The 26101-nt window shown below is 62.2% G+C and carries 23 protein-coding genes and 1 pseudogene; 7 read left to right on the plus strand and 17 right to left on the minus strand.

Translation table 11 applies throughout. From position 1 onward, the window contains the following. Positions 1-87: 87 nt before the first annotated feature. From FHX03_RS34460 to FHX03_RS15045, 3 genes are all read left to right on the plus strand, one after another. A complete protein-coding gene (locus FHX03_RS34460) occupies positions 88-327 on the plus strand; it encodes a hypothetical protein (protein WP_246699242.1) in 240 nt (79 codons plus the stop codon). Then, entirely contained in the window at positions 324-458 is a 135-nt protein-coding gene (locus FHX03_RS34920) for a hypothetical protein (RefSeq protein WP_281413119.1), read from the plus strand. Before FHX03_RS34460 ends, FHX03_RS34920 begins: the two co-directional genes overlap by 4 nt. Before the next feature lie 183 nt (positions 459-641). Beyond that, complete coding sequence (locus FHX03_RS15045) at positions 642-1319, plus strand: GntR family transcriptional regulator (RefSeq protein WP_183854320.1); 678 nt, start codon at positions 642-644, stop codon at positions 1317-1319. Positions 1320-1346: 27 nt separating this feature from the next. Here the strand turns inward: FHX03_RS15045 and FHX03_RS15050 are convergent, their stop codons facing one another. Next, the gene (locus tag FHX03_RS15050) at positions 1347-2348 is read right to left on the minus strand and encodes an Ldh family oxidoreductase (protein WP_131710644.1); all 1002 of its coding nucleotides are present in this window, start codon (positions 2346-2348) and stop codon (positions 1347-1349) included. Positions 2349-2633: 285 nt separating this feature from the next. On the opposite strand from FHX03_RS15050, the gene FHX03_RS15055 reads away from it, so the two are divergent. Next, positions 2634-3686, plus strand: a complete 1053-nt coding sequence (locus FHX03_RS15055; protein WP_183854322.1) for a proline racemase family protein — start codon at positions 2634-2636, stop codon at positions 3684-3686. A gap of 116 nt (positions 3687-3802) precedes the next feature. After that, positions 3803-4642 (plus strand): hypothetical protein, encoded by an 840-nt coding sequence (locus tag FHX03_RS15060; protein WP_183854324.1) that lies wholly within the window; start codon positions 3803-3805, stop codon positions 4640-4642. Positions 4643-4669: 27 nt separating this feature from the next. On the opposite strand, the pseudogene FHX03_RS15065 reads toward FHX03_RS15060, so the two are convergent. The 4 genes and pseudogenes from FHX03_RS15065 to FHX03_RS15080 form a co-directional block, all read right to left on the minus strand. Further along, a pseudogene (locus tag FHX03_RS15065) lies at positions 4670-5190 on the minus strand (hypothetical protein). Between the two features lie 112 nt (positions 5191-5302). Next, complete coding sequence (locus tag FHX03_RS15070) at positions 5303-5887, minus strand: TadE/TadG family type IV pilus assembly protein (RefSeq protein WP_183854326.1); 585 nt, start codon at positions 5885-5887, stop codon at positions 5303-5305. A gap of 1 nt (position 5888) precedes the next feature. Beyond that, positions 5889-6419 carry a TadE/TadG family type IV pilus assembly protein gene (locus FHX03_RS15075; protein ID WP_097624346.1) on the minus strand — a complete coding sequence of 177 codons (531 nt, stop codon included), beginning with the start codon at positions 6417-6419 and terminating at the stop codon, positions 5889-5891. Next, on the minus strand, positions 6416-7804 hold the full coding sequence (locus FHX03_RS15080; protein ID WP_183781493.1) for a TadE/TadG family type IV pilus assembly protein: 1389 nt from the start codon (positions 7802-7804) through the stop codon (positions 6416-6418). Before FHX03_RS15080 ends, FHX03_RS15075 begins: the two co-directional genes overlap by 4 nt. 461 nt (positions 7805-8265) lie before the next feature. Between FHX03_RS15080 and FHX03_RS15085 the strand changes: the two genes are divergently transcribed. Continuing rightward, a complete protein-coding gene (locus FHX03_RS15085) occupies positions 8266-10443 on the plus strand; it encodes a putative bifunctional diguanylate cyclase/phosphodiesterase (RefSeq protein WP_409565143.1) in 2178 nt (725 codons plus the stop codon). Between the two features lie 383 nt (positions 10444-10826). Here the strand turns inward: FHX03_RS15085 and FHX03_RS15090 are convergent, their stop codons facing one another. The 5 genes from FHX03_RS15090 to FHX03_RS15110 all read right to left on the minus strand — a co-directional run bounded on the left by FHX03_RS15090 (position 10827) and on the right by FHX03_RS15110 (position 13957). Beyond that, on the minus strand, positions 10827-11438 hold the full coding sequence (locus FHX03_RS15090) for a L,D-transpeptidase (protein WP_183854330.1): 612 nt from the start codon (positions 11436-11438) through the stop codon (positions 10827-10829). A gap of 421 nt (positions 11439-11859) precedes the next feature. Then, a complete protein-coding gene (locus FHX03_RS15095; protein ID WP_183854332.1) occupies positions 11860-12570 on the minus strand; it encodes an RNA polymerase sigma factor in 711 nt (236 codons plus the stop codon). Positions 12571-12610: 40 nt separating this feature from the next. Beyond that, on the minus strand, positions 12611-12931 hold the full coding sequence (locus tag FHX03_RS15100; RefSeq protein ID WP_183854334.1) for a cupredoxin family copper-binding protein: 321 nt from the start codon (positions 12929-12931) through the stop codon (positions 12611-12613). A gap of 7 nt (positions 12932-12938) precedes the next feature. Further along, on the minus strand, positions 12939-13460 hold the full coding sequence (locus FHX03_RS15105) for a DUF4142 domain-containing protein (protein WP_183854336.1): 522 nt from the start codon (positions 13458-13460) through the stop codon (positions 12939-12941). A 149-nt stretch (positions 13461-13609) separates the two neighbouring features. After that, the gene (locus tag FHX03_RS15110) at positions 13610-13957 is read right to left on the minus strand and encodes a DUF488 domain-containing protein (protein WP_183781472.1); all 348 of its coding nucleotides are present in this window, start codon (positions 13955-13957) and stop codon (positions 13610-13612) included. A gap of 206 nt (positions 13958-14163) precedes the next feature. On the opposite strand from FHX03_RS15110, the gene FHX03_RS15115 reads away from it, so the two are divergent. Next, on the plus strand, positions 14164-15303 hold the full coding sequence (locus tag FHX03_RS15115; RefSeq protein WP_183854338.1) for a polysaccharide biosynthesis/export family protein: 1140 nt from the start codon (positions 14164-14166) through the stop codon (positions 15301-15303). On the opposite strand, the gene FHX03_RS15120 is transcribed toward FHX03_RS15115, so the two are convergent. From FHX03_RS15120 to tssG, 7 genes are read right to left on the minus strand one after another with little or no spacing between them, the layout of a single operon-like run. Beyond that, positions 15300-16217 (minus strand): serine/threonine-protein kinase, encoded by a 918-nt coding sequence (locus FHX03_RS15120; RefSeq protein ID WP_183854340.1) that lies wholly within the window; start codon positions 16215-16217, stop codon positions 15300-15302. The genes FHX03_RS15115 and FHX03_RS15120 overlap by 4 nt on opposite strands. Continuing rightward, positions 16207-17571 carry a type VI secretion system-associated protein TagF gene (gene tagF / locus FHX03_RS15125; RefSeq protein ID WP_183854342.1) on the minus strand — a complete coding sequence of 455 codons (1365 nt, stop codon included), beginning with the start codon at positions 17569-17571 and terminating at the stop codon, positions 16207-16209. Before tagF ends, FHX03_RS15120 begins: the two co-directional genes overlap by 11 nt. A gap of 10 nt (positions 17572-17581) precedes the next feature. Further along, positions 17582-21058 (minus strand): type VI secretion system membrane subunit TssM, encoded by a 3477-nt coding sequence (tssM, locus tag FHX03_RS15130; protein ID WP_183854344.1) that lies wholly within the window; start codon positions 21056-21058, stop codon positions 17582-17584. Then, positions 21055-22587 (minus strand): type VI secretion system protein TssL, long form, encoded by a 1533-nt coding sequence (gene tssL / locus FHX03_RS15135; RefSeq protein ID WP_183854346.1) that lies wholly within the window; start codon positions 22585-22587, stop codon positions 21055-21057. The genes tssM and tssL overlap by 4 nt, the downstream gene beginning before the upstream one ends. Further along, a complete protein-coding gene (gene tssK, locus FHX03_RS15140) occupies positions 22584-23924 on the minus strand; it encodes a type VI secretion system baseplate subunit TssK (RefSeq protein WP_183854348.1) in 1341 nt (446 codons plus the stop codon). The genes tssL and tssK overlap by 4 nt, the downstream gene beginning before the upstream one ends. After that, positions 23914-25086, minus strand: coding sequence for an FHA domain-containing protein (locus FHX03_RS15145; protein ID WP_183854350.1), 1173 nt, complete (start codon positions 25084-25086; stop codon positions 23914-23916). Before FHX03_RS15145 ends, tssK begins: the two co-directional genes overlap by 11 nt. A gap of 10 nt (positions 25087-25096) precedes the next feature. Then, positions 25097-26098 (minus strand): type VI secretion system baseplate subunit TssG, encoded by a 1002-nt coding sequence (gene tssG / locus FHX03_RS15150; protein WP_183854352.1) that lies wholly within the window; start codon positions 26096-26098, stop codon positions 25097-25099. Positions 26099-26101: the final 3 nt, after the last annotated feature.

Genomic DNA, 26101 nt, shown 5'->3' on the forward strand with positions numbered 1-26101 from the left:
CTCTCGATTTCCTGCCCGAAGATGTGCGGCATGCAGTGGCGCTGGCTTCAGCGTGGCACTCCGGCGAATTGGCGGAACGCCGCGTCGATGACGAAATGGCCGCTGTCGCGGCATGCCGACCTTCTCCATGCGATGGACTGCAAGGTAATGATCTACGGCGAGGTCGCCGTGATGACGCCCGGATCGCCTCTCGACGCGCCCATGTCCCAGCGCCTGATCATGTCGGCAGGCGAAGCAGCGGCCTATGCTTCGCACTTGACCGAATTCTCGAAACGTCTGGCGGATGAATACGTTCTCCAGCTGGCCTATCATCATCACCGTTGGTGACGCAGACTTTCGACGAGATCTCCCGCCTGTTCGGCACGACGGGTCGCGAGGTCGGGCTGCTCCTCGATACCGGCTGTGCCGCGAGGACGGGATTCGACTACCACGACTGGGCTTTCGGTCAGCAGAAATAGCGGTCGAAAGGGCCGCCCCATCGGCTCGCACGGTAATTTCTCGGTGAACGCAAAACCGGCGGCTGGATCCAGAGATTACGGGAGCGCAAGCCGCGGCGTGAAAAAGCTGATCGATCTTGAGGAATGAGATCGTCTACGATATCCCAAGCAGGATCTTCGTCCCGGAAACAAGGAGCTTGGGGAATGCCTTTCAACACCGCTCAGGTGACAAATCTCGGGAAGGCCCCCACAGCCTCGGATGTCATCCTGAAGTTCATCCGCGATTCCATTGCGGATGGATCGCTGGATGAAGGCGAGCCGATCCGTCAGGACGATGTCGCCAGGCTGTTCAACGTCAGCAAGATCCCCGTGCGGGAAGCGCTCAAGCGGCTGGAGGCGGAAGGTCTGGTGGAGTTCCACCGCAACAAGGGCGCGATCGTCACGAGCGTTTCGGAGCCTGAGATTGTCCAGATCTTCGAGGTGCGCGCGATCTTGGAATCGAACGCCATCAAACTCTCGATCCCTCATATGACGGAAGAGACCTTTGAAAAGGCGCTTGGCTATTGCGACGCCATCGCAGGGGAAACCGATGTCGCACGGTGGTCGGAATTGAACTGGCGATTCCACAGCTGCCTTTACGAGGATGCGCAACGGCCATTTCTCGTAACCACCATCCGTTCCGTCCACGACCGGCTGGAACGCTATCTCCGGGTGCAGTTGACCCTGTCGCATGGCAAGCAGACGGCGGATCGCGAACATCGCCAGATCCTCGAAGCGTGCCGAGCGCGCGATGAGGAAAAGGCGGCAGGTCTGCTCTACGCCCACATCATGAGCGCCTGCCAATCGCTTCTCGAACATCTTCCGGAAAAGAAGCCCCGTTGAGCGTCATCCCATCGATCGCGGGAAAAGTCAGGTGCCGGCGATCTTTACGACAGCCTCGAAGACGGCGCGCGGCACTTTCAGGCTTTCCGTCGCCGGCCTTGGATATTCGATGCCGCTGACGCCGGGCATGAACACGCCGTGTTGCTGAAGGCGGTCGGCCTGGCGGCGCGCGCGCTCGACAAGGCCATCGTCGGTGCACCCCGGCATCATCGCCACGACGGTCAATCCCACGGCAGGGCTGTCGCTTCCCTCTCTGAACGACGGCGTGTCCAATGACCACGGGCCGCCGGAGAGGCCGGCCGACAGCATTTCCACCATCAGCGCCACATTGGCGCCCTTGCGTCCGCCGAAAGGAAGCAGCGCTCCGCCAAGCGCTCTTGCCGCATCCTGGGTGTCGTTACCGGCTTCGTCGACGGCCCATCCGGCCGGGATGGCGCGTCCCTCGGCTGCGGCGGCGACGATATTGACATAGGCGGTGGCGCTGGAAGCCTGGTCGATGATGAGAGGTAGCGATCCTTCTCCCAGCGGAAAGCCTAAGGCCATCGGGTTCGTGCTGTAAACGGCTGGGCCGCCGGCTTTGGCGACCACCATGGCATTGGCGTTGGTCGCGGCGATGCCGACGATTCCTTCGCCGGCAAGCCTGCGAACATAGTAGCCCAGTTCTCCCGCGGTATAGCTGTTCTTCTGCGTAAACACGGCGACCCCGAAATTGCGCGTGACCGCGACGAGTTCGTCGAAGACGCGATCGAAACCGAGCTGGGCGATGCCGCGATCGGCATCCGCGACGAAGAAGGCGGGATAAGGACGCGTGCAGCTTGGTTCAGCGCCGCCGTTGATGCGGCCCTCGCGAAAGCTGTTGAGGTAATCCACCATGTGCGGAAACCCGAGTGTCGCAGGTCCGTAGAGTGCGGCGGACAAGGTAGCGTCTACGAGGGATCGGGCGGTGGCTTCCGTTGCGCCGGCTGCCAGGCAGGCCCGTATTGCCAGGGCCTCGGCTTCCGCCAGATTGAGCACGACCTCATCAGACATCTGAAATCTCCGTTCTCGTGTTTCCTTGACCGCCGATGCTTTGAAGACATCCGGCGCGGCCCGGTTCTCGGCCGGTCGGTGTTCCGGCCCATGGAGTTCCTTAGCAACAGTCGCGAGACGCCGAAAGGAATAATGTACATTAGTGTCAACAAGCATGACGTTGGTGATTGACAGGTTCGCGGCTTCGGATAAAGGATATCGTATACGATATTACAAAGAGATGGCCCAGTTGCAGGCCGCTGTCTGACGAAGACGGCAATTTCGCAACGATGGAGGAGAACAAGTATGGGATTCAAAAGAACGATCCACGCGGTCGATACGCACGCAGGCACGCCGATGCGCGTGATCACGGGCGGCATTCCGCATATTCCCGGCAATTCCGTCTATGAGAAGATGAAATGGCTGGAGAGCAACGACGATCAGCTGCGCAAGTTGATGCTGCGCGAGCCGCGCGGCTATCCCGCCCATTGCTGCAACATCATCGTGCCGCCCTGTCACCCGGAAGCCGATGCCGGCTATATCATCCTCGAGCAAATCGAATATCCGATGATGTCCGGCGGCAATACCATCTCGGTGGTGACGGTGCTTTTGGAAATGGGCATGCTGCCGATGAAGGAGCCCGTCACCGAGCTGGTGCTCGAGGCGCCCGCCGGCCTGATCCGCGTCACGGCGGAATGCAGCAACGGCAAGGCCAAGAACGTGACCTTCAAAAACGTCCCCGCATTTGCCGCCCATCTCGATGCAGTCATCGATGTGCCGCATCTCGGAAAGGTCACCGTCGATGTCGGCTGGGGCGGCATGTTCTATGTCATCGCCGATGTCAGGCAGTTCAAAGGCCTTGAGCTGATCCCCGCACATGGGCGGGAGATCGCGCGCGTTTCCGCGATGATCCGCCAGGCGGCCATCGAACAGTTGCCGGTTGCCCATCCGCATTACCCCGGCGTCGGCATTACGATCTCACAGCTGTCGGGACCGACGGACGATCCTAACGCCGACTGGAAAAATACGGTGACGATGGCGACGGGTGGTCTGTCCTGGGACGATCCCGCTACCTGGACGGGTGCGCTCGATCGCTGCCCCTGCGGCACCGGCACCTGCGCGAAGGTGGCGGTTCTGCATGCGAAGGGCGAATTGCCGCTCAACCAGGATTTCCGGCACCAAGGCATCCTCGGCAATATCTACACCGGCAGGCTGGTCGAAGAGGCCAGGATCGGCGACAAATCCGCCGTTGTCCCGACGCTGACCGGCACGAGCTGGATCTCCGGCCTGAATACTCTCGTTCTCGACAATGACGATCCCTTCACCGAAGGGTTCACCCCAGGCGACATCTGGGCCTGAACATCGGCGCGCGGCGACATCGTCTGGTGACGTCTTTCGTTTCGGATTTCGGATGTTTACAAGGCTGAGGCATCTCAAAACATTCGACCGGAGGAAAGGCATCGATCGCGAATCTCATGCGTCGCGCGCTGTTAGGGACATTCTGGGCCCTTATCGGCTGGAGACCGGCATCTGCCAAGGAAGCCGGCTCGGATTCCGGCAAGCAAACGATGCAGGCCGAGGCATCGTCGGTGACGCCTCGGCATGTCCTGTGTTTTCTCGGGCCGGACCCCGACCTGAGCCGCCTGTCCGATGCGGCATCGCAGGCAATCCGTGACTTCGCCACCGGTTTCAGCATCGACGAGGATTATTCGCAGGCCGAGCCTGATGATCGCATGAGCCGGTCATTCGACGTCTGCTGGGATCGGGTCGAACCCGATGCCTGGGATCCGGCGGATGAGAAAGCGGTCGCCGATCATCGATCGGTGCTCTACATCCTTGGGCCGAGCATGAAGCAGGCGGAAACGGTGACGGTTTCGATGCTGGCGCTCCGCCTCGTCGAACGGTTGATCGGCGCGGGGGCGGTTGCCGTGAAGGGTGAAAGCGCCGGGATCGCCCATGGGCTCGATCGGTGGAGAGAACTGATCCGGCAGGGAGCCGAGGCGCAGAAATCCGCCGACAGGCTCACCGAGCAGCGGATCGGCCGGCTGGCCTTTGCGAAGCGGCCGCTCTCTGCGCGGGGGTATCTCGAAAGCGTCGGCTTCCATCATGTCGGGCTGCCGGATGTCTATGTGCCTGACACAGAAGGCAGCGAACGGCAGATTGTCGCCATCATGGATGCAGTCGCCGACGAGATCGCCGAGCAGGGGCTCGAATCGACGCTTAAGGCGCGCCGGGCAAGCCTCTCCTTCAATTCCACTTATGAAGTGGACGAATACAAGTTCAATCCATACGGCATCGTCAGGCTCGGCGGCTGAGAGGCGCAACCTTGTGCGGACACCGTTTCAATCGGTCTGCAGCTCCAATGTCTTGGCAAGCTCTTCGTAGTGGCGGGCGGATCCGGGGTTCTTCTCGGCGACATATTGGGCGCTGACCTGCCGCGCCGCCTCGGCCGCGATACGGAAGGCATTGATCCTGTCCTGCGGATCGGACTCCGCTTGCCCGCCGATGTCGTCGCCGCTGAAACTGCCGGCCCTAAATCCGTCAGCCAGATCGACGACGCCGATTTCTGGGACCCCTTCCTTCATCCGGCCGAAAAAGGCGGGGCCGGCCCGCTCGCCGTCCGGCGGCGCAGCATCCCCTCGCCTTATGCCTTCCCGTTGATGCAGGCGCCGATCCAGAACGTCGGGCCGCTGGTCAAGGAGGCTGGTGCTATGAATTTGCATTGGCTGCCCGGATCTTGCGACCACTGCCGATCTCCCGTTGCCGCACCGGCTGGGCCATGCAAACAGAGCGCGGCCACCAGAGCGATCGCCACCGTGACCGGCAACCACCCGATGTCGCTGCGAACCTTTCCTGATGTCATTTCGTGATCCTTGACGCTCTCATCGACCGCAGCAAAGCACCACTGTCGGCCCGGCGACAACCGGCTCGAGCGTTTGGCGGATGGGTTGGCGATCCGGCGGGCGTTCTTCGGCTTACTTGTAAGTGATCGTGTCACTCACGCGCGGACGATTGAAGAAATATCGGTCGAAGCTGTAGCCGTTCTGTCCAGTGAAGTTTGAGAAAAACGCGGAGACCGGTGTCGTCAACGTATATTGAACCCGGGTCAGCACGATCTGCACGCCAGTTTCCTGGATATTGGAGGGGATTGCGACCGCGCTCGCCGTGCCGGAATTCACCGCCGAGGTGTTGAGCGCGGCGGACCAGTTGACGGTCGCGCTGCCGCTCGCGCTGACATCGTTGACCGCGACAGTGATCGTCAGCTCCGTGGTGTCATAGGGCTGCAGGATGAAGCTGGCGCCCGAAAGAAGCTTGGCGACGTCGGACTTCGTCCAGGAACTCTGCTGGGCAATCATATCGCCTGTGGAAGAGGCGATCTCATCTATCTTGCGGCTGACCGTCAGCGCATGGCCGAGATCGGCGGTGCCGAACAACAGCATCACCAGGATCGGCAGCACGAGCGCGAATTCGACGCCCGAAGCAGCCGACCGGTCGCGCACGAAATGACGGATGCGGGACCGCGCGAACCGGAAAAGAGACAGGCTTCGTTTCATCGTCATGTCAGAATGGCTCGTTGCGGAACAGAGCGGAAGATCCAAGGAGATATCGGCCGTCGGAAAGCTTGGCGCTCGACAGGTTGAAGAAACTGACGACGGCCGTCCATGGCATGAACGCCTGAACCAGGATGTAGTCGCTGCCGTTGCCGATATCATAAGTCTCGGTGACCGTGAGATTACCGCTGTCGTCGATCGGATCGGTGTGGGCTGCGGACGACATGTCGGAAAGCACGTTCACCTTGACGACGAGACCGCTGGAGCAGTCGAACGACAGAAGCATGTCGTCGCATATCTTGGCCTTGAAACCGGCCAGTGTAATCTTCGAGGACGCCACCTCGCCGGTGCGGATCATTCGGGAGATCTTGTGCACCGAAGCATCAAGCGCGGAATTGACGAAAAACATCAGCGATACTTCGATAATGCCGAAGAGGATGATGAAGAGCGGCAGGGCCAGGATCGCAAATTCGATCGCAGCAGCCCCCTTCCGGTCGCCGATCAGGCGGCGCAGCGGTGCGAACCGGTTTCCGCGCCTCATTGGGTCAGCCGCACGGAAGAGAGATATTGCGTGAAGAGCGTCGACAGGCCTGCCGTGATCTCGGTGGACGACGAGGCTGACAGGAACAGGCTCTTGGACGACGCGCAGTCAGCCAGTGCATAGGGGATGTAGTCCCGCCTCGTGATGCTGGTCGACACGCCGCTGTCCATGGTACCGCCCCAGGTGCTCTTCCAGTTGGCGCTCGCCATGGTCGAGCCGACGGTCGCGTTATAGCCCCAGTCCGTGGTAATCGGCAGGTATTCTGTGTAGAGCACTGCCATCGTGTTGGATTGATCTTTCAGATAGCCGCACCAATCGGGGTTGAGCGGCGCGACTTTATTCCAGTATGCCCCGGACACCGCCTGCCCGCTCTTCCACACCACGCTGTCGGTCACCCATTCGCGCTTTGACTGAACGCCATCCGTCAACAGCAAAACCAGCTTGAGCGGCGTCCCCGAAGTGGTCCCGTCCCCCCCGGTGCCGACTTTCTGCTTGAGCGTCGCCAGCGAGACGTCGAAATAGGTGGCGGCCGTGGAGGTCGCGCTGGTGAGGCCATAACTTTTGTCCGCGAGACGGGTGCGCGCCGTGTCCGTGCTCAATGTCGGGGCGAGAACTTCCGTCAGCGTATCGCCGAGGCTATACAATCCGACCTTGATCCGTTCATGATTGCTGTCGGACGTATCGATGAGGGAGAGCACGTCCTTGACGGCGTCGCCGGCGACATCGGCGCGCAGTTTTATGTTCTTCGCTGTGCTGTATTCATAGTTGTTGGCGTATGTTTTCTTGCCGACGGTGTGCGCATCACCCGTGTGGCAGGCGAACTGACAGCCAATGCCGGAATACATCGTCGACTGACCTGAGGTCGTTGCAGCCAGGAGCATCGACGGAGAGGTGTCGATGACGATGTAGACGTTGAGATAGGAGGTCGCCGGCCCCTTGACGGCGCTTCCCACGCTGACGGGGACTGTATCGATATTGGCGATCTTCATGAACGTCGTCGGTACGGTGCCGCTTGCCGTCGCCGTGATGTTATGATTGGCGGTATCGATGTCGATTTCGCCAAGCGTGTAGGTGTTTTCCACCTGCGCATGGAACCAGTCGGAGACCTTCTCCTTGAGGGCGTCGGTGTCCTCGGTGTTGTTGATCTGCTTGACCGCGGCGATCAGAGCGGCATCAAGGTCGCTCTGCATCTTCTGCCGGACATTGTAGCTGCGAATATAGTCAAAGCTCGCGCCGACCGCGACGAGCATCGGTACCAGGCTGAGGGCAACGACGATCGCAACGTTACCGGTTCGGTCCCTTCTAAGATCGCGAAGTGTGTGGAAGCATCGACCTAATGAAAATGAAAGAGCTGACTTCAAAAAAATCACCGTCGCGCTGAACATGAAAAAATACTAATGCGAGATGTATCCAGGAAGCTTAAGCCTTTGTTAAAACTTGCAAGTTCCGGCGCAAAATGGATTGCCCGCGCGTCGTTTGCTGCGTGTATCGGACATGTCTGCGAATTATGGATATTCGCGCAACGGCACCTCATCGTCTTTCACTGGAATGACGTTGGTGAGCCGATGGTAGCCGGAAGCGGACTGTCAGGAACTGCGCGAAAACCCTGGATATCCATTTTGCGCAGTCCAATCCGTATCGCGCGCTGAAAGTCATGCCGGCACTGGAGACAGCAGCAATCTCTTAAATCTTGTCTTCGCATATTCAGGGTCAAGCCGAAGTGCCCGGTTCTCGCGGACCGATGCCATTGCGGCCACATCTCGGAGTGCTGGTTTCGCCTCAAATGACTTGGGCGGCTTTCCGAGAAAATTCTCGATTGGATGGATGATGCATTCGGTTGATGCCCATGGTGAGGAGATCCGTCGTGACATTGTCCCAATCGCTTCTGCAGCCGGCCCTTACCGTCGACAACAACGAGCACAAGCAGGCGGAGCGGGAACTCAGGAAGGCGCTCGAATTCGCAGAGGGGATTATCTCCGCCATTCCGGATGTTCTCTTCGAGGTGGACGAGGACGGCCGTTATCTTCAGGTCTGGACAAGAAACCCCGAGCTGCTCGCCCAGCAGAAGGAGATGCTGCTCGGCAAGACGGTCAACGACGTTCTTGCCCCCGATCAGGCGGCCATCGCGATGGAGGCTCTGCGCGAGGCCGGCAGAGAGGGAATTGCCGACGGCCGATGCATTTGCATCTCCCTGCCGAACGGTGAGACGCGCTGGTTCGAGTTGTCAGTCGCCAAGCGGTCGAGCGCTGGTTCGACCACCACACTGCTTGCGCTTTCGCGCGACATTACCGAGCGAAAACGGGCGGAAGAAGCCACCAACTCCATACGGACGCAGCTTCTCAGCGTGCTTCAGACCATGCCTGACATGGTCTGGGTGAAGAACATGGATGGCGTCTATCTCCTGTGCAACCATGCCTTCGAACAACTGACCGGGAAGGCGGAGTCCGAGGTGGTGGGCAAGACGGATTTCGACCTGTTCGCCCCTGAAAGGGCTCGGTATCTCCGAGACACTGATAAAGAGGCGGTCGAGACCGGGGGCATCCTCGTCGGTGAGGAATGGGTGGTTTCCGAGGAGAATGGCCAATCCGTTCTTCTAGAAACACGCAAAGTGCCGGTCATGGATGCAGGGGGAGAGATCGTTGGAGTTCTCGGTGTGGCCCGCGACGTTACCGAGTTGAAGGTCTCGCGCCAGAAAATTCACCAGATGGCGTTTTACGATCCCTTGACCTCGCTGCCGAACCGGGCGCTGTTCAACGATCGGCTGCGGCAGATGATCACCTCAGCCGGATCGCTAGGCCGGCGGGCCGGGGTGATGTTGATCGACATCGATCATTTCAAGGCGGTCAACGATACGATGGGCCATCCCGTCGGCGATGATTTGCTCTGTCAGGCGGGGGGCCGCCTCAATGCCAGCGTTCGCGGCTATGACACCGTCGCCCGTCTCGGCGGCGACGAATTCGCGATCCTGTTGCCGGATATCAGCCAAGGCGACGATCTCGGCCGGATTGCCAATAATATTCTCGATAAGTTCAGGGAGCGCTTCCTGCTGGGTGGCCAGGAGGTCTTCGTATCATGCAGCGTCGGTATCGCGCTCTATCCCAATGACAGCGCCGATGCCAACGACCTTGTGAAATACGCCGACTCGGCGATGTATCTCGCCAAACGCTCCGGGCGAAACAGTTTTCGCTTCTATTCGAAGGACCTGACGGCAAGTGCCGAAGAGCGCATGCGGTTGGAATCGGATTTGCGCCGCGCGATCGAGCGCGGCGAACTGGAATTGCATTACCAGCCGAAGGTGCTTCTGGACAGCGGCGCCATAGTCGGCTGCGAAGCCTTGCTGAGATGGCGCCACCCCGAAATCGGCATGATTCCACCCGCCCGTTTCATTCCGGTTGCGGAAGACACCGGGCTGATCGTGGAACTCGGGCGATGGGTGCTGCGCGAGGCGTGCCAGACGGCGGCCGAGTTGAACGCCGATAGCCGGTCGCCGCATAAGGTGGCGGTCAATCTGTCGGTCAAACAATTCCAATCCGCCGGACTGGTGAGGTCGATCGCCGAAATTCTCGGCGAGACCGGTTGCCGCGCGGAATGGGTCGAAATCGAAATAACCGAAAGCCTCCTGCTCGATCAGAAGGACGAAACGCTGCAGGCGATGTCCGAACTCCGAAGCATGGGATTTTCGATCGCCATCGACGATTTCGGCACCGGCTATTCGGCGCTGAACTATCTCGCGCGCTTTCCGATCGATACGCTGAAGATCGACCGGTCGTTCATCAACAGCACCGACAGACGCAACGAGGAACTGGTGAAAGCGATCCTTTCCATCGCCCGCTGCCTCGGACAGAATGTGGTGGCGGAAGGCGTCGAAACAGCCGAACAGGCAGCTTTCCTCGTGGCAAACGGATGCGGGACGGCGCAGGGATTCCTTTACAGCAAAGCCGTGCCCAAGGCTGATATCATCGCCCTGTGGCTGCGTTCTCCGGAGAGCGGCGCCAACTTGGGCGAGATGCGGTTTTGCGGATGAGTTGCCGTTACAGAGAATATCGTTGAACGGAGTGAGTGCTCAGCTATTGCCTTCGCTGAGGCTGACTTCGAATTTTCCTCTCGGCGGTCCCGGTCTCGGCTCGCGCTTGAAAGCCTCGCCTGAAGTTCGGAAGTCAGCCGTCTCACGGCACGTCCCGGTGGGGTCGCGACGTTGCGGAGCAGGTTTTTATGCCGACCGGACGATGGATCGACATTACTGTATCTGATTGCTAGTCGCGCCGACGCATTGCCGTATTTTGCAGCAGATACGGATCGTTGCCCTGGGCACCACGGATATCATGGTTGTGGTTCTGGAGGGCTCGCTCTAAAAGTTCACCCGGGGCTGGCGAGGGATCTCTAGGGCTGCGACCGCACTCGATCCGATTACCGCTGGACGATCACTCGGGTCCCCGGCTGGACCATATCGTAAAGTTCCTCGACGTCCTCGCGGTACATCCGAAAACAACCGCTCGAAGCATTGGTTCCGATGGAGGAAGGATCATTGGTTCCGTGTATGCGCAGCAGCCCATCGGCAAGGTACATCGCTCGTGTGCCCAGTGGATTGTTGGGGCCGGGTTTCACGACCGTCGGAAGCCTTGGGTTCTTCAGGCGCATGCTAGCGGTTGGCCGCCATTCGGGATGCAATCGCTTCGACACCACCCGCGTTGTTCCGTACCATTGCTTGCCTTCGCGGCCGACAGCGATGGGATAAGCGAACTGCTCTCCGTTTGTCGCCGTGTAAATAAGGGTGTGTTCGCGCGTGGCGATCACGATGGTTCCCCTTGCGCTTCGGGTCGAGGGTTTCCTGCGATCATACAGGGGTTCCTGATAGCGAGGGGCGGGGTCGTAATAAGGTGGAGGTGGATATGGGCTGTACGGGTCATCATAGTCGTAGCCCCCGTATTCGTCATATCCATCATATGGTTCATAAACTTGGGCTTGAGCTTGAACCACCGTTAGTAAAACGGCCACAGCAAGAAGAGCCAACCATCTCATTTTTCGCCATCCGCTTGTTATACAAGCGGTATTGGTCCGAACTCTATGGCGGCACTATGGCGGACGGTTGATCCATACAAGATGAAGGATGGCGAGCGATTGCAGCAGAGGAGGCTTGGCGAATGACGCGAACCGACGCCGCGGCAATCCAAGAGTGTGCTGTCCGATTGTCGCAGATTCACGATCCGCAGGTCCCGGGGCCAACCGTCCGGCAATCCGGAGATGGATCAGATGTTCCAGGCGCGTGCCGGGATCCGGAGTGTTTTAGATGAACTCGATAGACTAAGCGGTGCGCTGCAAGCCTGCTCTTCGCTGACGTGGGCTTAGCGTGGCCGCTATGTCACCCGGATGATTGATCGACAAGCCGAATGGGATGGAGGCCGGCTGTGAGTGGGGGAAGTCGAGCTGATATTGCGAGGCGTCATGGCGTCCGGGCAAGCGCTGCGACGACGCGGTCGGCCATGAAGGCGCAGCGGGCGCCATCGAAGGGGAACAGCGCCGAGAAGGCGCCGGAGAGCCGTTTTTCGATCGACTGGCGCATCAGCCGGCGCGCCCGGTGTAATCGAGTCTTGGCGGTTTCGGGTCTTATGCCGAGATAGGATGCGGCCTCATCCGTGCTCATGCCCTCGACATCGCGCAGCACGAAGATGGCGCGAAAATCGTCCGGGAGTTCGTCGACCGCCTGTTCGAGAAACTGCCGCGCCTGGCTCCGCGACAGCTCGGTTTCCGGATCTGTTGCCGATAGCGAGGACGGAAATTGCACCACCTCCCCACCCGCCGACGTCGCCTGCATGTCGATTTCCTCCAGCCCGGTGGTGTTCTTTCGGGCTCGCACCCGGCCCAGCGCCTCGTTGAGCGCAATTCGGGTCAGCCATGTCGAAAGCTCCGCCTCGCCCCGGAATGCCGCCAGGTTGGTGAAAGCCTTGATATAGGCGGCCTGGACGACATCTTCCGCCTCCACATCGTTGCGAATGACGGCGCGCGCGGTGCGGAACAGGCGCTGATTGTGACGCTGGACGATGGCGCGGACGGCGGGCTCGTCGCCCATTTTTGCGAGTGGCACGAGGTCGGCGTCGGCAAGCGTCGCTAGCACCGGCTGGTGTCGCGCGACGGGAACCGGAATGGCTGTCATGGAAATTTCTCCGCTCTCCAGTTTCCGATCGGAGCCCGGCCTACGGCCGGATGTCCAGTTTACCCGCCATGGCGGGATGAAAGCGGCAATAGAAATCGACCGCTCCCGCTCGGCTGATTGTCATGCGGCCTTCCGATTTGGGCGGCAGATCGATGTCGAAGCTTTTGTCACGCGCCGTCGCCGTATGCCGGAATATATCATCATTACGCCAGACGATCACATCGCCGACATGCAGTTCGGCAGGCGGCGCGCTGAATTTCATTCCTGCAATGGTGACCTGATATTCCGTGGCAGCGGCAACGCCGACGCCTGCCCAAAACAGCGCAAGCAGCAGCGGCAGCGATTTCATCGGCAAACCCATCGCCGGCCTACTTCATCATCGAGGCAAGATGCTCGGCATGCATCTGATGCAGCTTGAACAAGGTCAGGCCCGTCTCCAGGAGTGACTTGAGTTCCTTATTCTTCGCCGAGGGGATCAGCACATTGGCAAGCGCGTCGTTGACCGATTTGTGATAGGCGACTTCGTTTTCGACATAGGCCTTGTCGAAAGCCGCGCCGTCGAGACCGCTGAGCGTCGTCAACTCCTTGCTTGCCTGTGTCGACAGCGACTGGCTGACGGCATTGTCTTCAGGCGTCACCTTCAGCTTTTTGACGAGGGCTAGTGCCTGGTCATTGACGGCCTTGTGGTCGCGTTCCATGGTCTTGGCAAATTCGATGACTTCGGCATTCTTGCTTTTCTTCAATGCCTGCTCAGCGGCGGTGACATCGATCTGCCCCGCGGTATAGGCGATATGGGCGATCTGAGGGTCGGTCGGCTTCGCATCGGCGGCGAGTGAAACCGTGCCGAGCGAGGCCGCTATCAGGGCTGCACCGAAAATCTGTTTCAACATGATCTGTCTCCCTTGTGTCGTATGACGGAATGCCTTCCGCAGCGCCGGCGCGTCTTTGGAAGCAGGCATTGGATGCAGATCCGTCGAAAAGGTTCCCGGAAATTTTTACACAGGGCGGCAGCCTCTCATCGGCGTCGGCCGCCTATATTTCAGTCTTTGCCGAGGAAGCGCTGCAGTACGATCGCGTGATTGTGCCGCAGGTCCTTCGCGGCATAGAGAAGCGTTGCGTCCGATTTTCCGATCTGGCGTTCGAGTTCTTCGACAGCCGACGCGTTCTTTTCGAGCTCGCCTTGGTAGCGGCGCTGGAACTCTGTCCATTTGGCGGGATCGTGCCCGAACCAGCGGCGCAGCGCCGGGCTCGGCGCCACCTCCTTCAGCCAAAGATGGACTGCCGCATCCTGCTTGCTCAGTCCGCGCGGCCAGAGCCTGTCGACGAGAATGCGGATGCCGTCCTTGTCTTGCTTTGGTTCGTAGATTCGCTTGATGTGCACCGTCATTTGCTCACCCGCATTGGTTTCAGAACCAGTTTTCGACCGAAGAGATGAGCGGGGATCTGGTTCCACCTTAAGACATATGGTTGCCAATTAGTCACAGCTGGCTGCCCCTGAGCTGTCACAATTGATTTTTCGCGTGTAACTGGTATTGCTCGCGCTTCCACCGCTGATATTTTCCGATTCTCTCAATATTGCCAAAAGGATAAGTGATGCGAAAGCTGGCGCCGTTCGTCCTGGTTGCAGTTCTCAGTGCCTGCGCTCGGCCAGCCGACGGCCCGACGGCCGGTGGCTTCTACAACGCCACGGCACCTGGAACCAACGAGCGGATTCCTGTCGTCCGGCTTTCGGAAGCGCCGATGGGTCCGGTTTCGGCCGTCCCGCTTGCCTATGCCGCCTCCGATCCCGGCCTCACCGTCATGCGCTCAAGCGGGTTTGCCGATACGAAACTCAGGCGCGGCGACGTCATCGAGGTGACGATCCTCGATCCCGGCGAAGATGGGCTTTTCTCCTCGACTGAGAGCAAGACCCTCAATCTCGGCCGCTTCACCGTCGATTCGACAGGCAATGTGACGCTTCCCTTCGTCGGCAAACAGCGCGTGGTGGATTCCTCGACCGAGGCGCTACAGACGCGCATCGTCACCGGCATGAAGGGTTCGGCCGTCAATCCGCAGGCTGTCGTCACCGTGGTCGACAGGCCCTCCAGCGGCGTCACCGTCAATGGCGACGTGCGCTCCGCCGGCCGTTTCCCGCTTACCGCACGCAAGGAGCGCGTGCTCGATGCCGTCGCGCTTGCCGGCGGCGCTGTCTCCGATCCGGGCTCGGCGAACGTCACGTTGATCCGCGGCAAACAGCGCACCACCGTGCCGCTGCAGCGCGTCATCGACGACAGCAAGCAGAACGTCTACCTGCTGCCGGACGATCAGATCTATGTCGACAAGGACGCCCCGACCTTCACCGCCTTCGGCGCCTTCAAGAGTGTCGGCGAGTTCGAATTCGAGCCGGGCCGGCTGACGCTGGCCCAGGCGCTCGGGCGGGCGGGCGGCCTGCTCGACGACCGGGCCGACGCGAGCAATTTCTATGTGCTGCGCAACCAGGCGGTCTATACGCAGGTGGCGGCGGCGAATGCCAAGACTGCCGCGCCGGTCGTGGTGAGCAGCAAGCCGGTGATCTACCGCGTCAATATGAAGGATGTTTCCAATCTGGCGCTGATGCAGCGTTTCCAGATGATGGACGGCGATATCATCTACGCCAGCAATGCCAGCCTGGTGGACTTCGCCAAGCTCTTCAACGTCTACCAGAAGAGCGTGCCGACGGCCGCTGCTCCAATCCCCGGTTCGAGCGGCAATTAAAAATCGATCGGAGATTTCCAGGGGCCGCCGAGCAGATGCAAGGCGGCCTTTGCATTGTCCGGCCTGTCTTGCGGATCCCGCTGGGACAGGCGGATCGCCAAAGCCTCCAAGCCTTCGTCGCGTTCCGTGCAGTGGCGCAGCAGCAGGGTCAGCAGGAGCCCGGCTGCGTAAAGATCGGATCGTCCGTCGAGTGGTTCACCTGCCGTCTGTTCGGGAGAGCCGAAATCCGGCCGGCCGGCAAAAGCGAGATCGAATTGGCGGTGCCGGCGTCCGGCCTCGAGCGCCACGCCGAAATCGGCGATCTTCAAACGAGAGAAATCGCCCCCGTCAGACAGAAGGTTGAGCGGCGACAGGTCGCAATGCACGAAACCGGCGGCATGGATTGCGTCCAGGCCGGAGAGCACCGATGTCATGAACGAGGCCACGTCGCCGGGGGATAGAGGTCTTTTCTGCAAAAGCTCTGCAAGCCGGCTTCCGATCCATTCCATCACGAGGGCAGGGCGTCCGTCGGCAAGACGCAGAATGGTTTGCGTCGCGACAATGTTGGGATGGCGCAGCGCCATGCCGATTTCCGCCTCGCGCAGCATGAGTTTCCTCAGCACGGGATCGTCGGCATGCTCGAGCCGCGGCATCTTGATCGCGTGAAGCGTACCGAGATCGCGATGGCGGGCGCGGTAGACCTGGATGACTGCGCCATCATGAACCAGCGTCTCCAGCGCGAAACTATTGGCGATGATCGCGGTATCCACATCACTGAGGCGGGACTTGCCTCGATCGAGCGCATCCCGGACCCTGTCTATCAGGATCCTCCTGATGTCAGGCGAATACGCCCTATCCGCATTCAACGCCTGCCAGAGATGCGAAAAGCGCCGCGCGATCTCCTCGAAATCCGCTTCCGGAAGGTCATGGCTCATCGGTCTTCACGTCGATCACGATGGCGCTGAGATTGTCACGGCAATTGGCGATCAGTCCCTCCTGGACGAGGATGTCGGCCGCCTTTTCGATTTTTGCGGCAAGGAGAATTTCGGCGATGCTGCGCTCGGGCACGGCGCTCGGCAGTGGCGCGCTGCAAAGCAGCAGCCGGTCGCCGGGCTGCAATCCGCCGGAGAGCACCTCGGGAACGAGATGCCCGCGCAGTCCGATGGCGCGCGACAGTGTGCGCCGCAGGCCGATCTCGACATGGTCGCGGGTGAGGCAGCGCATCATGCCGTCGCGCAGGAGATAGCAGCGGGCATCGCCGGCCCAGAGCAGAGCGCAGCTCTCCTGAAGCGTGGCCAGCACGACGATACTGGCGGCCGACGGCTCGCGGGTCTCGGAAAGATAGGCCGACTGAAGCAGGCCGTGGGCACGGCCGAGCTTGCCCTTGATCTCCTGCACCAGAGCTTCGATCGTCTGCTGTTTGGCGGTTTCGGCCAGCACATGCACGGTGATCTTGCCGACATCTGCGGCAGCGTTGCTGTCGCCGACGCCATCGGCAACGGCAAAGAGCGAGGGCGTTTCGGAAACGAGCAGCGCGTCGGCATTGACCGAGAGCCGCGTGCCGGCGTGCGTGGCGTGGCTGTTCCGCAATATGAGAGGATGATGCGGTTCGATGCCGACCGGACGCGGTGCCTCAGTCGGTCGTGGGCCTGCCGAAGCGGCGGGGGGATTGTCGTGCAGCAGTTTCGAAAAATGCTCGGGCTCCGGGGCGCCGCTGACCCGAAAGCCTTTGGCGCGTCGCTCTTCGGGACTGATCCGCCACCAGAGCGTGCCGCGGCTGGAGGCGTCCTGCAGTATCTCGTTTTCCGCGAGGTCGGCCGGGCGGAGCGTCCTCAGCCGCTTCAGGCTTGCGGTGAAGTGGTTGATGTCGAAATCCCGCCTGGCCGAGCTTTCGGCGATCGCTTCGGCCGCCGTGAACCACGTGTCGTCGAGATAGAGCTGGCGTGGATGCTCGACAAAACCGTGAAGCTGCGCGGCGATGACGAGGGGAAAACTGCGCCCGACGCGGTCGAGGCTTGGAAGCAGCACGCCGGCAACGGTTGCCGGCCCCCAGAGACCGCGCTCGATGATGAAGCGCCATGCGGGCATCGAGCGGAAGCGGCGTTTCCAATCCTCGCCGAGTTCCTGCTGTGCCGCCTGCAGCCCGGCTTGCATCCAGGCGTCGAGCGCCGATTGCAAGCTGTGGCCAAGGCCCATCGAAACGAAATCGCCATGGCTCGGCAGCTTGCCGTAGAAGCCGATCCTGTCGGCTTCAGCCGGGTTTCGCTCGAGGCTGGCGCGCTCGTTCATATCGGCCGGCTCAGAACTGCGCCGGGCATGAGAAGGCGCCGAGCGCCTCCAGCCGGAATGGATTGAGCACCGAACCGAACTGGACGTCGAACTCCGCTGCCTGGCCGTCCTGCTCAAATTTTGCCCGGAAGAGATCGTCGCCCTGTATCGTGACGCTGGCATCGTCGAACAGCCGGAAGGGCGACCAGTCACCGTTCTCAGTCAAGGCCTGCTGCCAGCCGCCCGGCTGGAAGGCGATGCGCGAGGCGTTGCTGGCTTCCGTCGACGGCCAGGTGAGCGATTTCGACTGGATCGGCCCATGGAAATAGACAACGCGTTCGCCTTCGATCTCCAGCATCACCGCGCTGGCGGCATCGGTCAGCGACACCGGCTTGACGTTGATCGTGATCGAGGGGTTCTCGCTGCCGGCCGGGAAGAAGGCACGGTTGATCTTGTCGGCATTCTCGAACTGGGCGATCGCCGCGCTCGGAATGCTCGCCGCCCCGAAGGTGCCCTTCCAGCCCCATGGCGAAGCGCTGGTATCGACGAAGGCCTCAAGCTTTTCCTTGAAGAAGGTCTTGAACAGACCCTCGGGTCCGAACAGCCTGACAAAGTCGCTCATCGCGACGTCGCGCGCGGATTTTCGATCGAAGGGATAACGGCCGGCCACGACGTTCGAGCAGAAGCCGGCGCCCTCCGCGGCCCAGGCGTTGCTGATGCGCGAACGGGCGGATTTGACCGCCAGCGATCCGACATCGGCGGCGAGCCCCGCCATCCATGTATCGACCGGCGCCGGCAGCTTGCGCGCCTGCTGTAGCAAGTCCTGATTGGCATCGGTCAGCTGGCTGTCGACGTCGAAGACTTTCGCCACTTCGGCGGTGGAGGTCGTCGCCCGCGAAAGCTGCTCCTGTACTTTCTGCAGGATCGGTTCCAGCTGCCCGATCGCCGAGCGCGGCGCCTCCTTCGATTGGTCGGGAAGCGGCGACTGGGCGGCCGGCGCCTTCAGCGCCTCTCGAAGACGGCCGAAGGGATCGGGCGCATCGGCGGCACTGCTAAGCGCCGTTGTTGACACGCTCAAATTGTCGCCGGCAGCCGCGGCGATCTCTGCGCCGGGGCCGCGCAGATCGGTGGCCGCGGCGATTGAATTCGCGATCGTCTCGACGGGGCCGGGCTTGCCGGCCAGGATGCGGGTGGTCTCAGCCGCGTCGCTGATCGTCTGCGAGGGTTTGACCCTGATATCGGTCAGCAGCGTCGACCAGCGTTGATCGAACCTGTCGAAGTAAAGCTGAAGTGTGGCCTGGGCGACGGTGTCGACGGTGACGCCTGCGGGATTGGGATCGCCGCGAACCCATTGCTCGTCGAGTGCCTCGCGCGCGGCGTCGCTGATCTCGGGCAGAACGACGGTCCGGTAGCCGGTGGCGGAAAATAGGCCGGGGATGCTCTCGCTCAGCGGCGCCCTGGAGGTCCGCTCGAACGCCTGTTCGCCGAGCGGACCGAGCGCACCGGCCGGGCTCCAGCCGGGAAGGGCGCGGGAGGCGCGGTATTCCGCCAGGATCTCATAGGCGCGGCTGGCGATGTTCTGCGAGCGGATGATCTCGCGTGCCTTGGCGATCAGCGTCTTGTCGAGCTCAATCGGCGGCAGCGCGCCGCGCGCCATGGCTCCCGCATGGGTGATCAGCGCGTTGCGCGCCGCAATACGGCCTTCGTCGGGATAGAGCCTGGTGAACATGTCTTCCGCTTCCAGAGAGGCGAAATCCACATTCATCGGACCGAGCCCGCCGAGCATGCCGTAGAGCTTCAGCGCGTCGAAGGTCATGTTGATGTCGGTGGTCCCGGTCATCTCCTTCTGGAGCTGCACCAGCATGCGAGGCAGGAGCAGCGTGTTCAGCGCCCGCTGATAGGCTTCGCGCTGGCGGCTCGCGACCTTGCCTTCCTGGTCGAGGCCGAGGCTGACCGGCCAGACGCGCGCCTTGGAAAAATCGGTGCTGACGGCGGCGAGATTGTCGAGCGCCGGCAGGATGCGCAGGAAGTCCGCATCCGAAACGTCGCGCACCGGTACGCCGCGCACCAGTTGCTCATAGGCGTCGATGCGTCTTTCGGCGGCGGCAAGCGCCGTGGTGTTCTGGATGTAGGTGGCGGTCCAGCTCGTCAGCACTACGGCAAGCAGCAGCACAGCAGCGGCGTAGGCAGCGCGGCGGAACAGAAGCTGCCGGCCGGAAAGCCGCTTGTCACGCGCGACCAGCGAAGCCTCGCCGAAGATCACCTCCTTGAACAGGCGCGAGAGAAAATAGCTGCGCCGCGTCCGGGGGACGGCAACCGTCTCGTCTCTCTGTGTGCCGGAGGCGAAATAGATGCCGCGTAAGAGCGGCGCTTCCACCAGTTTCGAACCGGAGCAAAGCTCGGTTACGACGTCCTGCAGGCGCTCTTTCAACGAGACGAGCTCGGCCGGAAAGCGGAAGATGCGGCCGCGCAGCTCCGGATTGGGCTCCTGCTGCAGGCGCTCGATCAGCATGGCGTCGACGCGCTGCTGCAGCAGGGTGAATTCCTCCATGAAGCGTTCCGGCAGGTTCGCCGCCTTATAGCTCTCGTCGAGCCCGAAGGTCGTGCCCCAGACCTGCTCGCGATCGCTTTTGTTGAAGCCGTCGAAGAACTCGACGAAGCCGGTCAGGAGATCGGCCTTGGTCAGGAGCAGATAGACCGGCACGCGCGCATGCAGGAGTTCGTCGAGCTCAGACAGCCGCTGGCGGATTGCCCTGATCTCCTCGCGCTGCGCTTCGGCATCGCGTGTCAAGAGATCGCCGATCGACAGCGTCACCAGCGCGCCGTTGATCGGCTGCGACCGGCGATATTTGCGCAAGAGGCCGAGAAAGCCTTCCCAGCCGGCCTTGGCGGTGCCGTTCAGATCGTCCTGCGTCGTGTAGCGGCCGGCGGTATCGATGAGGATCGCCTCGTCGGTGAACCACCAATTGCAGTGGCGCGTGCCGCCGATGCCCTGGATCGAATTGCTGCCGAGCGCATCGCCGAGCGGGAATTTGAGGCCGGAATTGCTGAGCGCCGTCGTCTTGCCGGAACCCGGCGCGCCGAAGATCACGTACCAGGGCAGCTCGTAGATATAGCCGAAGCGTCGCTTGGTGATGCGGCGCAAGAGCTGCAACGCCTCCTTCAGCCGGCCGTGGATCTCGCTGACTTCAGCCTGCTGACTGGCCGCCGCTTCCGCCTCGGCATCGCGCTCGATCCCTTCGACAAGCTGCTTGTCGCGGCGGCGGTCGCGGACCACGGTGAACAGGAGGTAAGCGAGCCAGGCAGCGAGCACGATGCCGATCAGCGTCAGCCGCGCCGAAGCGCTTGCCAGCGGCTTGAAGTCGCCATAGGCGGCGAGATAGCCGTAGAACCAGATGACGACGCAGATCGCCGCCACCCATATGATCGAGATGAAGCGGCGGCCGAGAAGGCCGGCATAGGCCTCCACATAGGAGCGCAGCGTATAGAAATAACTTAAGGGATTCATCGTGAAGCGCCTCCTGCGGCGGCAGCCGGTGCATTCGGTCCTTCGGCCTCGATCGGCGGTGTCTTGAACCCGGCGTCACTCAGCCGTTCGCTCGGATCGGTCAGCACCAGGATCTCGGTGCGGCGGTTCATCTCCCGGCCCTCCTGCGTGTCGTTGCCGGCGATCGGATCGCTGTCGGCCCGCCCTTCGGTCAGGATCGCGCCCGGCCCGGTGAACGAGCTCAATATGTCGCCGACCGCCTTGGCGCGGGCTTCCGACAGGTGCCAGTTAGAGGGGAACTGGATCGTGCGGATCGGCACATTGTCCGTATAGCCCACGACGACGGCGCGGAATTTCTCCGCGGCGAGCGCGCCGCCGATCCGCTGCAGAAGATCGTGGAACTTCTCGCTGACCTCGGCGCTGCCGGTGGCAAACAGGCCGGAATTGCTGATGCGCACCAAGAGCCTGCCGTTCGAATCCGACAGCGTGACGAGCTTCTTCTCGACCTCCGGCTGGAGGAAGGCGAGCAGATTGTCGAGCCGGCTCGGCGGCTTCACCTGCGGCGGCGGCGGTGGCGGCGGCGTTTGCGCGACGACAACAGGCGGCGGTTCGCGCGGCGGGTCGGGAAGCTTGACCAGCACGCTTGGTGTCTCGCGCGGCGGCAGGTTGGCCAGGCGCTCGAACGTGCCGTCGGAGGCGCGGTTCAGCGAAAGCGTGAAGAACAGGTAGCCGAACGCCAGGATCAGAGTCAGGACGGACAGCAGCGTCCAAAGGGCGGCGGCGGTGCGCAGCGGCTGGTGCCGGGCCGAAACGCCCTTCCAATGCGGGGAAAGCTCTCGCTCGAAGACCCCGTATTGGCCGAGCAGCGTCTTATAGAGACTGTCGCGGATGCGTGCGAGCTCCAGCCCGCCGCGCGCCGAAACGCGGGTGCGGCCCTCGAAGGCGAGCGACAGGCAGAGGTAGATGAGGAGCAGCAAGTCCTTGTTGGCGCCGGGGCTCTGGTGGAAATGGTCGAGCAGGTCGAACACCCGTTCGCCGCCGGTCACATCCATATGGAAAGTGGAGACGAGGCCCGAACGGGCCCAGCCGGCACGCACGCCCCAGGCTTTGCTGAGCACGACGTCGTCGACCGTCGCGCAGACGACATAGTGGGCGGCGCGCGCCCGTTCGGGGCTGATGCGCGCGCTGGCGAGATCCCGCTCGTAGCGGCCGACCGCTGCAATCGCCACCGCCCTGAGTTCATCGATATCGGGCTGCTCTTCCGTGTAGCGCAGGCCATGGGCAAGGTTGAGCAGTGGCGCGGCCGAGCGCACCAGGGTCGGCACGTCTTCGGCGCCGAAACGGAAATCCCGCACGAGCGATTCGACCGATGCTCCGCCCGTCGCGGACGCCGCCGCCGGTCCCGTTCCCTTCCCGCCTTCGGGAAAATCGAGAACGTCGTCCAGCATCTCCGCCATCTTGCGGGCGGATTGCTTTTTCTTCACGCCATCCTCGGTGAGTTCGACGATGGTCGGCAGGCTTTGCCAGGTGGAAGCGGGTTCGTTCTTCATTCTCTAAGGGCCCACAGTTCTATTTCGAGCCCGGGGAAATCGCCGGCGAGATGCACGGCGATGGCGCCGGAGGTATCGAGTTGTTTCCAGAGCGGATTCTTGGTGTCGAGTTCGAAGTAAATGGTGCCGGAGCGATAGGGGAGCTGGCGCGGCAGCACCGGCAGCGGCCGCACGGGAATGCCTGGCAGCGCCACATTGACGAGGTCGGCGATGCGCTCGACCGGCCCGACCTTGATCTGCGCCGGCAGTTTGCGGCGCACGTCCTCGGCCGGCATCTCTGCCCGGACGGCGAGCACGAAGCCGGCATCGCGAAGCAGCGTGCGGTCGTTGATCGTGCCGATCCGGACACCGTGCCGGCGTTCGGCAAGCTCGATCGCAACGGCGGCCTGTTCGAGCACCGAGGAAAGCGAGGCGCGCAGATCGTCGAAGACGGCGGCGAAAGTCGCCTTCAGGTCGTCGTGGCGATAGGGCGGGAAATCGCTGGCGCGTTTGCGCTCGGTCGTGAAGGTGGCGAGCTCGCCGGCAAGCTGGATGCAGTGCTCGTAAAGGACGATCGGGTGGATGCGCGTCGCATTGGCCGAAATATGCTTGAGCATCGGATCGGCACGGTTGAGGATCTGCAGGAGCAGGTAGTCGCCGACTTCCGCCGTGCCGCGAATGGTGGGATCGCCGATGCGTTCAGCGATCGCTTCGGCGCGGTGGCGCACGATGCCGAGAAGCTCGGTGATCAGCTCGTTCAGCCGGCCGGCGGCCGTGCAGTTGAGGCTCGGCAGGATGTAATCGGGATCGAGAATGACGGCCCGGTCGGAACGGACTTCGATGATGCGGGCAAGTCCGATCAGCTCATAGCCGGCAAGCTCGTCGCCGGTCCGGAGATAACGCAGGCTGAGGCGGCCGACATCGATCGGCGCCATGAAATCGGTCTCGACATTGGCATCGGGCGCTTCGTAGGGCGAAGCGACGAGCCGGACGCTGTTGCGCTGGGCGCCGCCGTTCAATGCCACATCGGCCTTGCCCGGCTGACGGGCGGGAAGCGCCAGATAGACGATCGCATTCTTGGTGTTCTCGTCGAGATCGAGCGGCGGCGGCAGGTCGGCATCGACAGGCGCTTCGAACGGCGTTCCGTCGGGCAGCACGCCGCGCAGATTCGACAGCGCGAACTGCCCGATCGCCAGCGCGCCGCGGTCGATACCTATCTCCGATATCCCCCAGGGATAGGGCGCCAGCCCATGCGTGGCGGTGCGCACGAGCCGTTCGGTCCAGCGGTCCGCCTGCTGAAAATGCTGCACGCGAAGGAACATGCCCTCGCTCCAGGCCACCCGGTTCTCATTCCTCATGATGCGCGTCTTGTCCTTCCTGGCTGTCTTGCGGACGAGGCCCTGTGTCTCTGCCGTTCATCGCGGCCAGCATGGCATCGCGAAAAATGTCTTGGATCGACCGGCTTTTGCCGTCTTTTTCGAATTGCGCCCGGTAGGCCCGCCAATAATTCCGGTCCCGACGCCAGGCGCTCGTCTCGACACGCGCTTCCAGGCTGCGCGGCTCCAGCTGTCCCGCCGCCTGGGCGAGGGCGACGAGCGCAGAATTGAGCTGGAGCTGTTGGCCGAGCAGGGTCTCGATGCGGGCAAGCAGCGCCTCCTCCCGGTCAGGAAGGTCCGGCTTGCTCCCGGAGAGCGGTGCATTCATCTCGAAGACGGCATAGGCACTTTCGATCGCCTCCTCGAGCAGGCCGATGAATGGCTCCAGCCTATCGGCGAGGGCTGCAGGCCGGCCGATGGTCAGCGCGGGAAAACCGTCGGATTCGGGCTGCAGATCGTTGTCGTTGACGATATCGATCAGCGCCGCGGCCCGGCGCTGGGCGATGGGGACTGCGACATGGGTGGCGGAGCCGTGTTCCAAATGGCTGCCGTATTCGGTCTCCTCCGAATTCCAGTCTTCCGGCAGAAGCTGGGTCACGATGCGAATCTCCGGTGGGCCGCTCCAGCCGATCTCGACATTGCGGGATGACGCCGCGCCTTTCTTGCCGCCCTGTTCAGACGAGCTCCAATCGTCGGCCGTGCGCTCGCCGAGAATGCCGTTTGCGGTATGACCGCCCGGCGCGATGTCGGCAAGGATTGCGGAAATGGTCAACGGTTCGTCGCTCAAGACGAGGCCGGCATCTGGGTCCTCGATCTCGCGATCCCTGTCGCCGGCGATGTGGACGGAAAAAGCAAGTCCGCCCATCTCCAGCCGCGACCGGTCGGAAAGCCTGGCGATCTGGCCTTCATGCACGGCGACGCCGTCGACACGGGAGCCGTTGGCGCTCTGGTCGCGCAACAGGAAGCCGTCGCGGTCGCGCTCGATGATGCAATGAAGTTTCGAAATCGAGCGCCTGTCCTCCGGCAGCTGCCAGTCGCAATCGGGCGCCCGGCCAAGCGTGCGCCGACCGCGTTCGAAGAACCATTTCGGCCGGCCGGCCATTGTCGCCGCGTCGCCGGTGATCTCTCTCAGTTCGAGCCGCATCCTCATCTCCTCACCGCATCTCGGCCGACAGGCGTTCGACGATGACCGCATCGCCGCTGTCCTTTGCCGCCGGTGCGACCCTCGCCCAGCTGTTCCAGCCGAGACGTGGCAGATCCCCTGCCTGGCCGAGCCGGCAGAAGGGAACGTCCTCCTTCTTCAGCACGACCTGTATGTCGAACTCGAGCGCCGAGCCGACATAGAGTCGGGTCAGGGCGAAGAGTTCGGTGATGGCCCGTCCGCCCGGCGCAAGCGTGAAATAATCGGCGTAACCGAGCGGGCCGATGACGACGCGAAAGCCGCCGCTGAAATCGTGGATGGCTGCACCGGCCGTGGCATTGACCCCGAGCTGCACGCCCTGCGGCTGGCCCATCCGGCTGCGCTCTTCCGGCGGAATGCTCAGCCAGCGGCCGCGGAATAATTCGATCTCGACCGGCAGGCCGCTGAATTCGGCAAGCATGGCGCGGAGGTTGACGGTGTTGCGGTTGCGCGCCGCGAAGAAGCCGGAAAAGCGCAGGATCAACTCCTCGTCGACGCCGCTCTGTTCGACCAGCCGCTTGGTGCCGAAGCCGGTCAGCGACAGCAGCGTGGTGACGAAGGCATTGCTTGCCCAAGCGCCGCCCCAGCGCAGGCGCCTCGCAATCCGGTATTTCTCGCAGGCGTCGGCGAAGAGCTCCGCCATGCGCGCGCCGAACAGATCGAAAAAGCTCGCCAACCCCCGCGATCGGTTGCGCTCCTCGCGCATGATGAGTTCATTATAGGCCGATGGCATGGAGCCGAGCGCTCCGACGAGGCCGGCAAGTGCGCTGCGCACGGTGGCGCGGCCGGCCTTGCGCTTGTAGCCGCTGACCGCAAGCGGCGCCGGCGAGACGCCGACATGGGAGGCGACGTCTAGCCGTCCTTCGCCGACCGACGCCTGCGCGACGCGAAACGCCGTCACCGGCTCGAAGCGGCCGGGGTCGCGTTCGAGTAGGTCGGTAAGCGCGTCTGGCTTGCTGGCGGCTTGCATGTCCATGAT

Origin of the sequence: Rhizobium sp. BK456 (assembly GCF_014194045.1) — a bacterium.
In the GTDB taxonomy this organism is placed as follows: domain Bacteria; phylum Pseudomonadota; class Alphaproteobacteria; order Rhizobiales; family Rhizobiaceae; genus Rhizobium; species Rhizobium redzepovicii.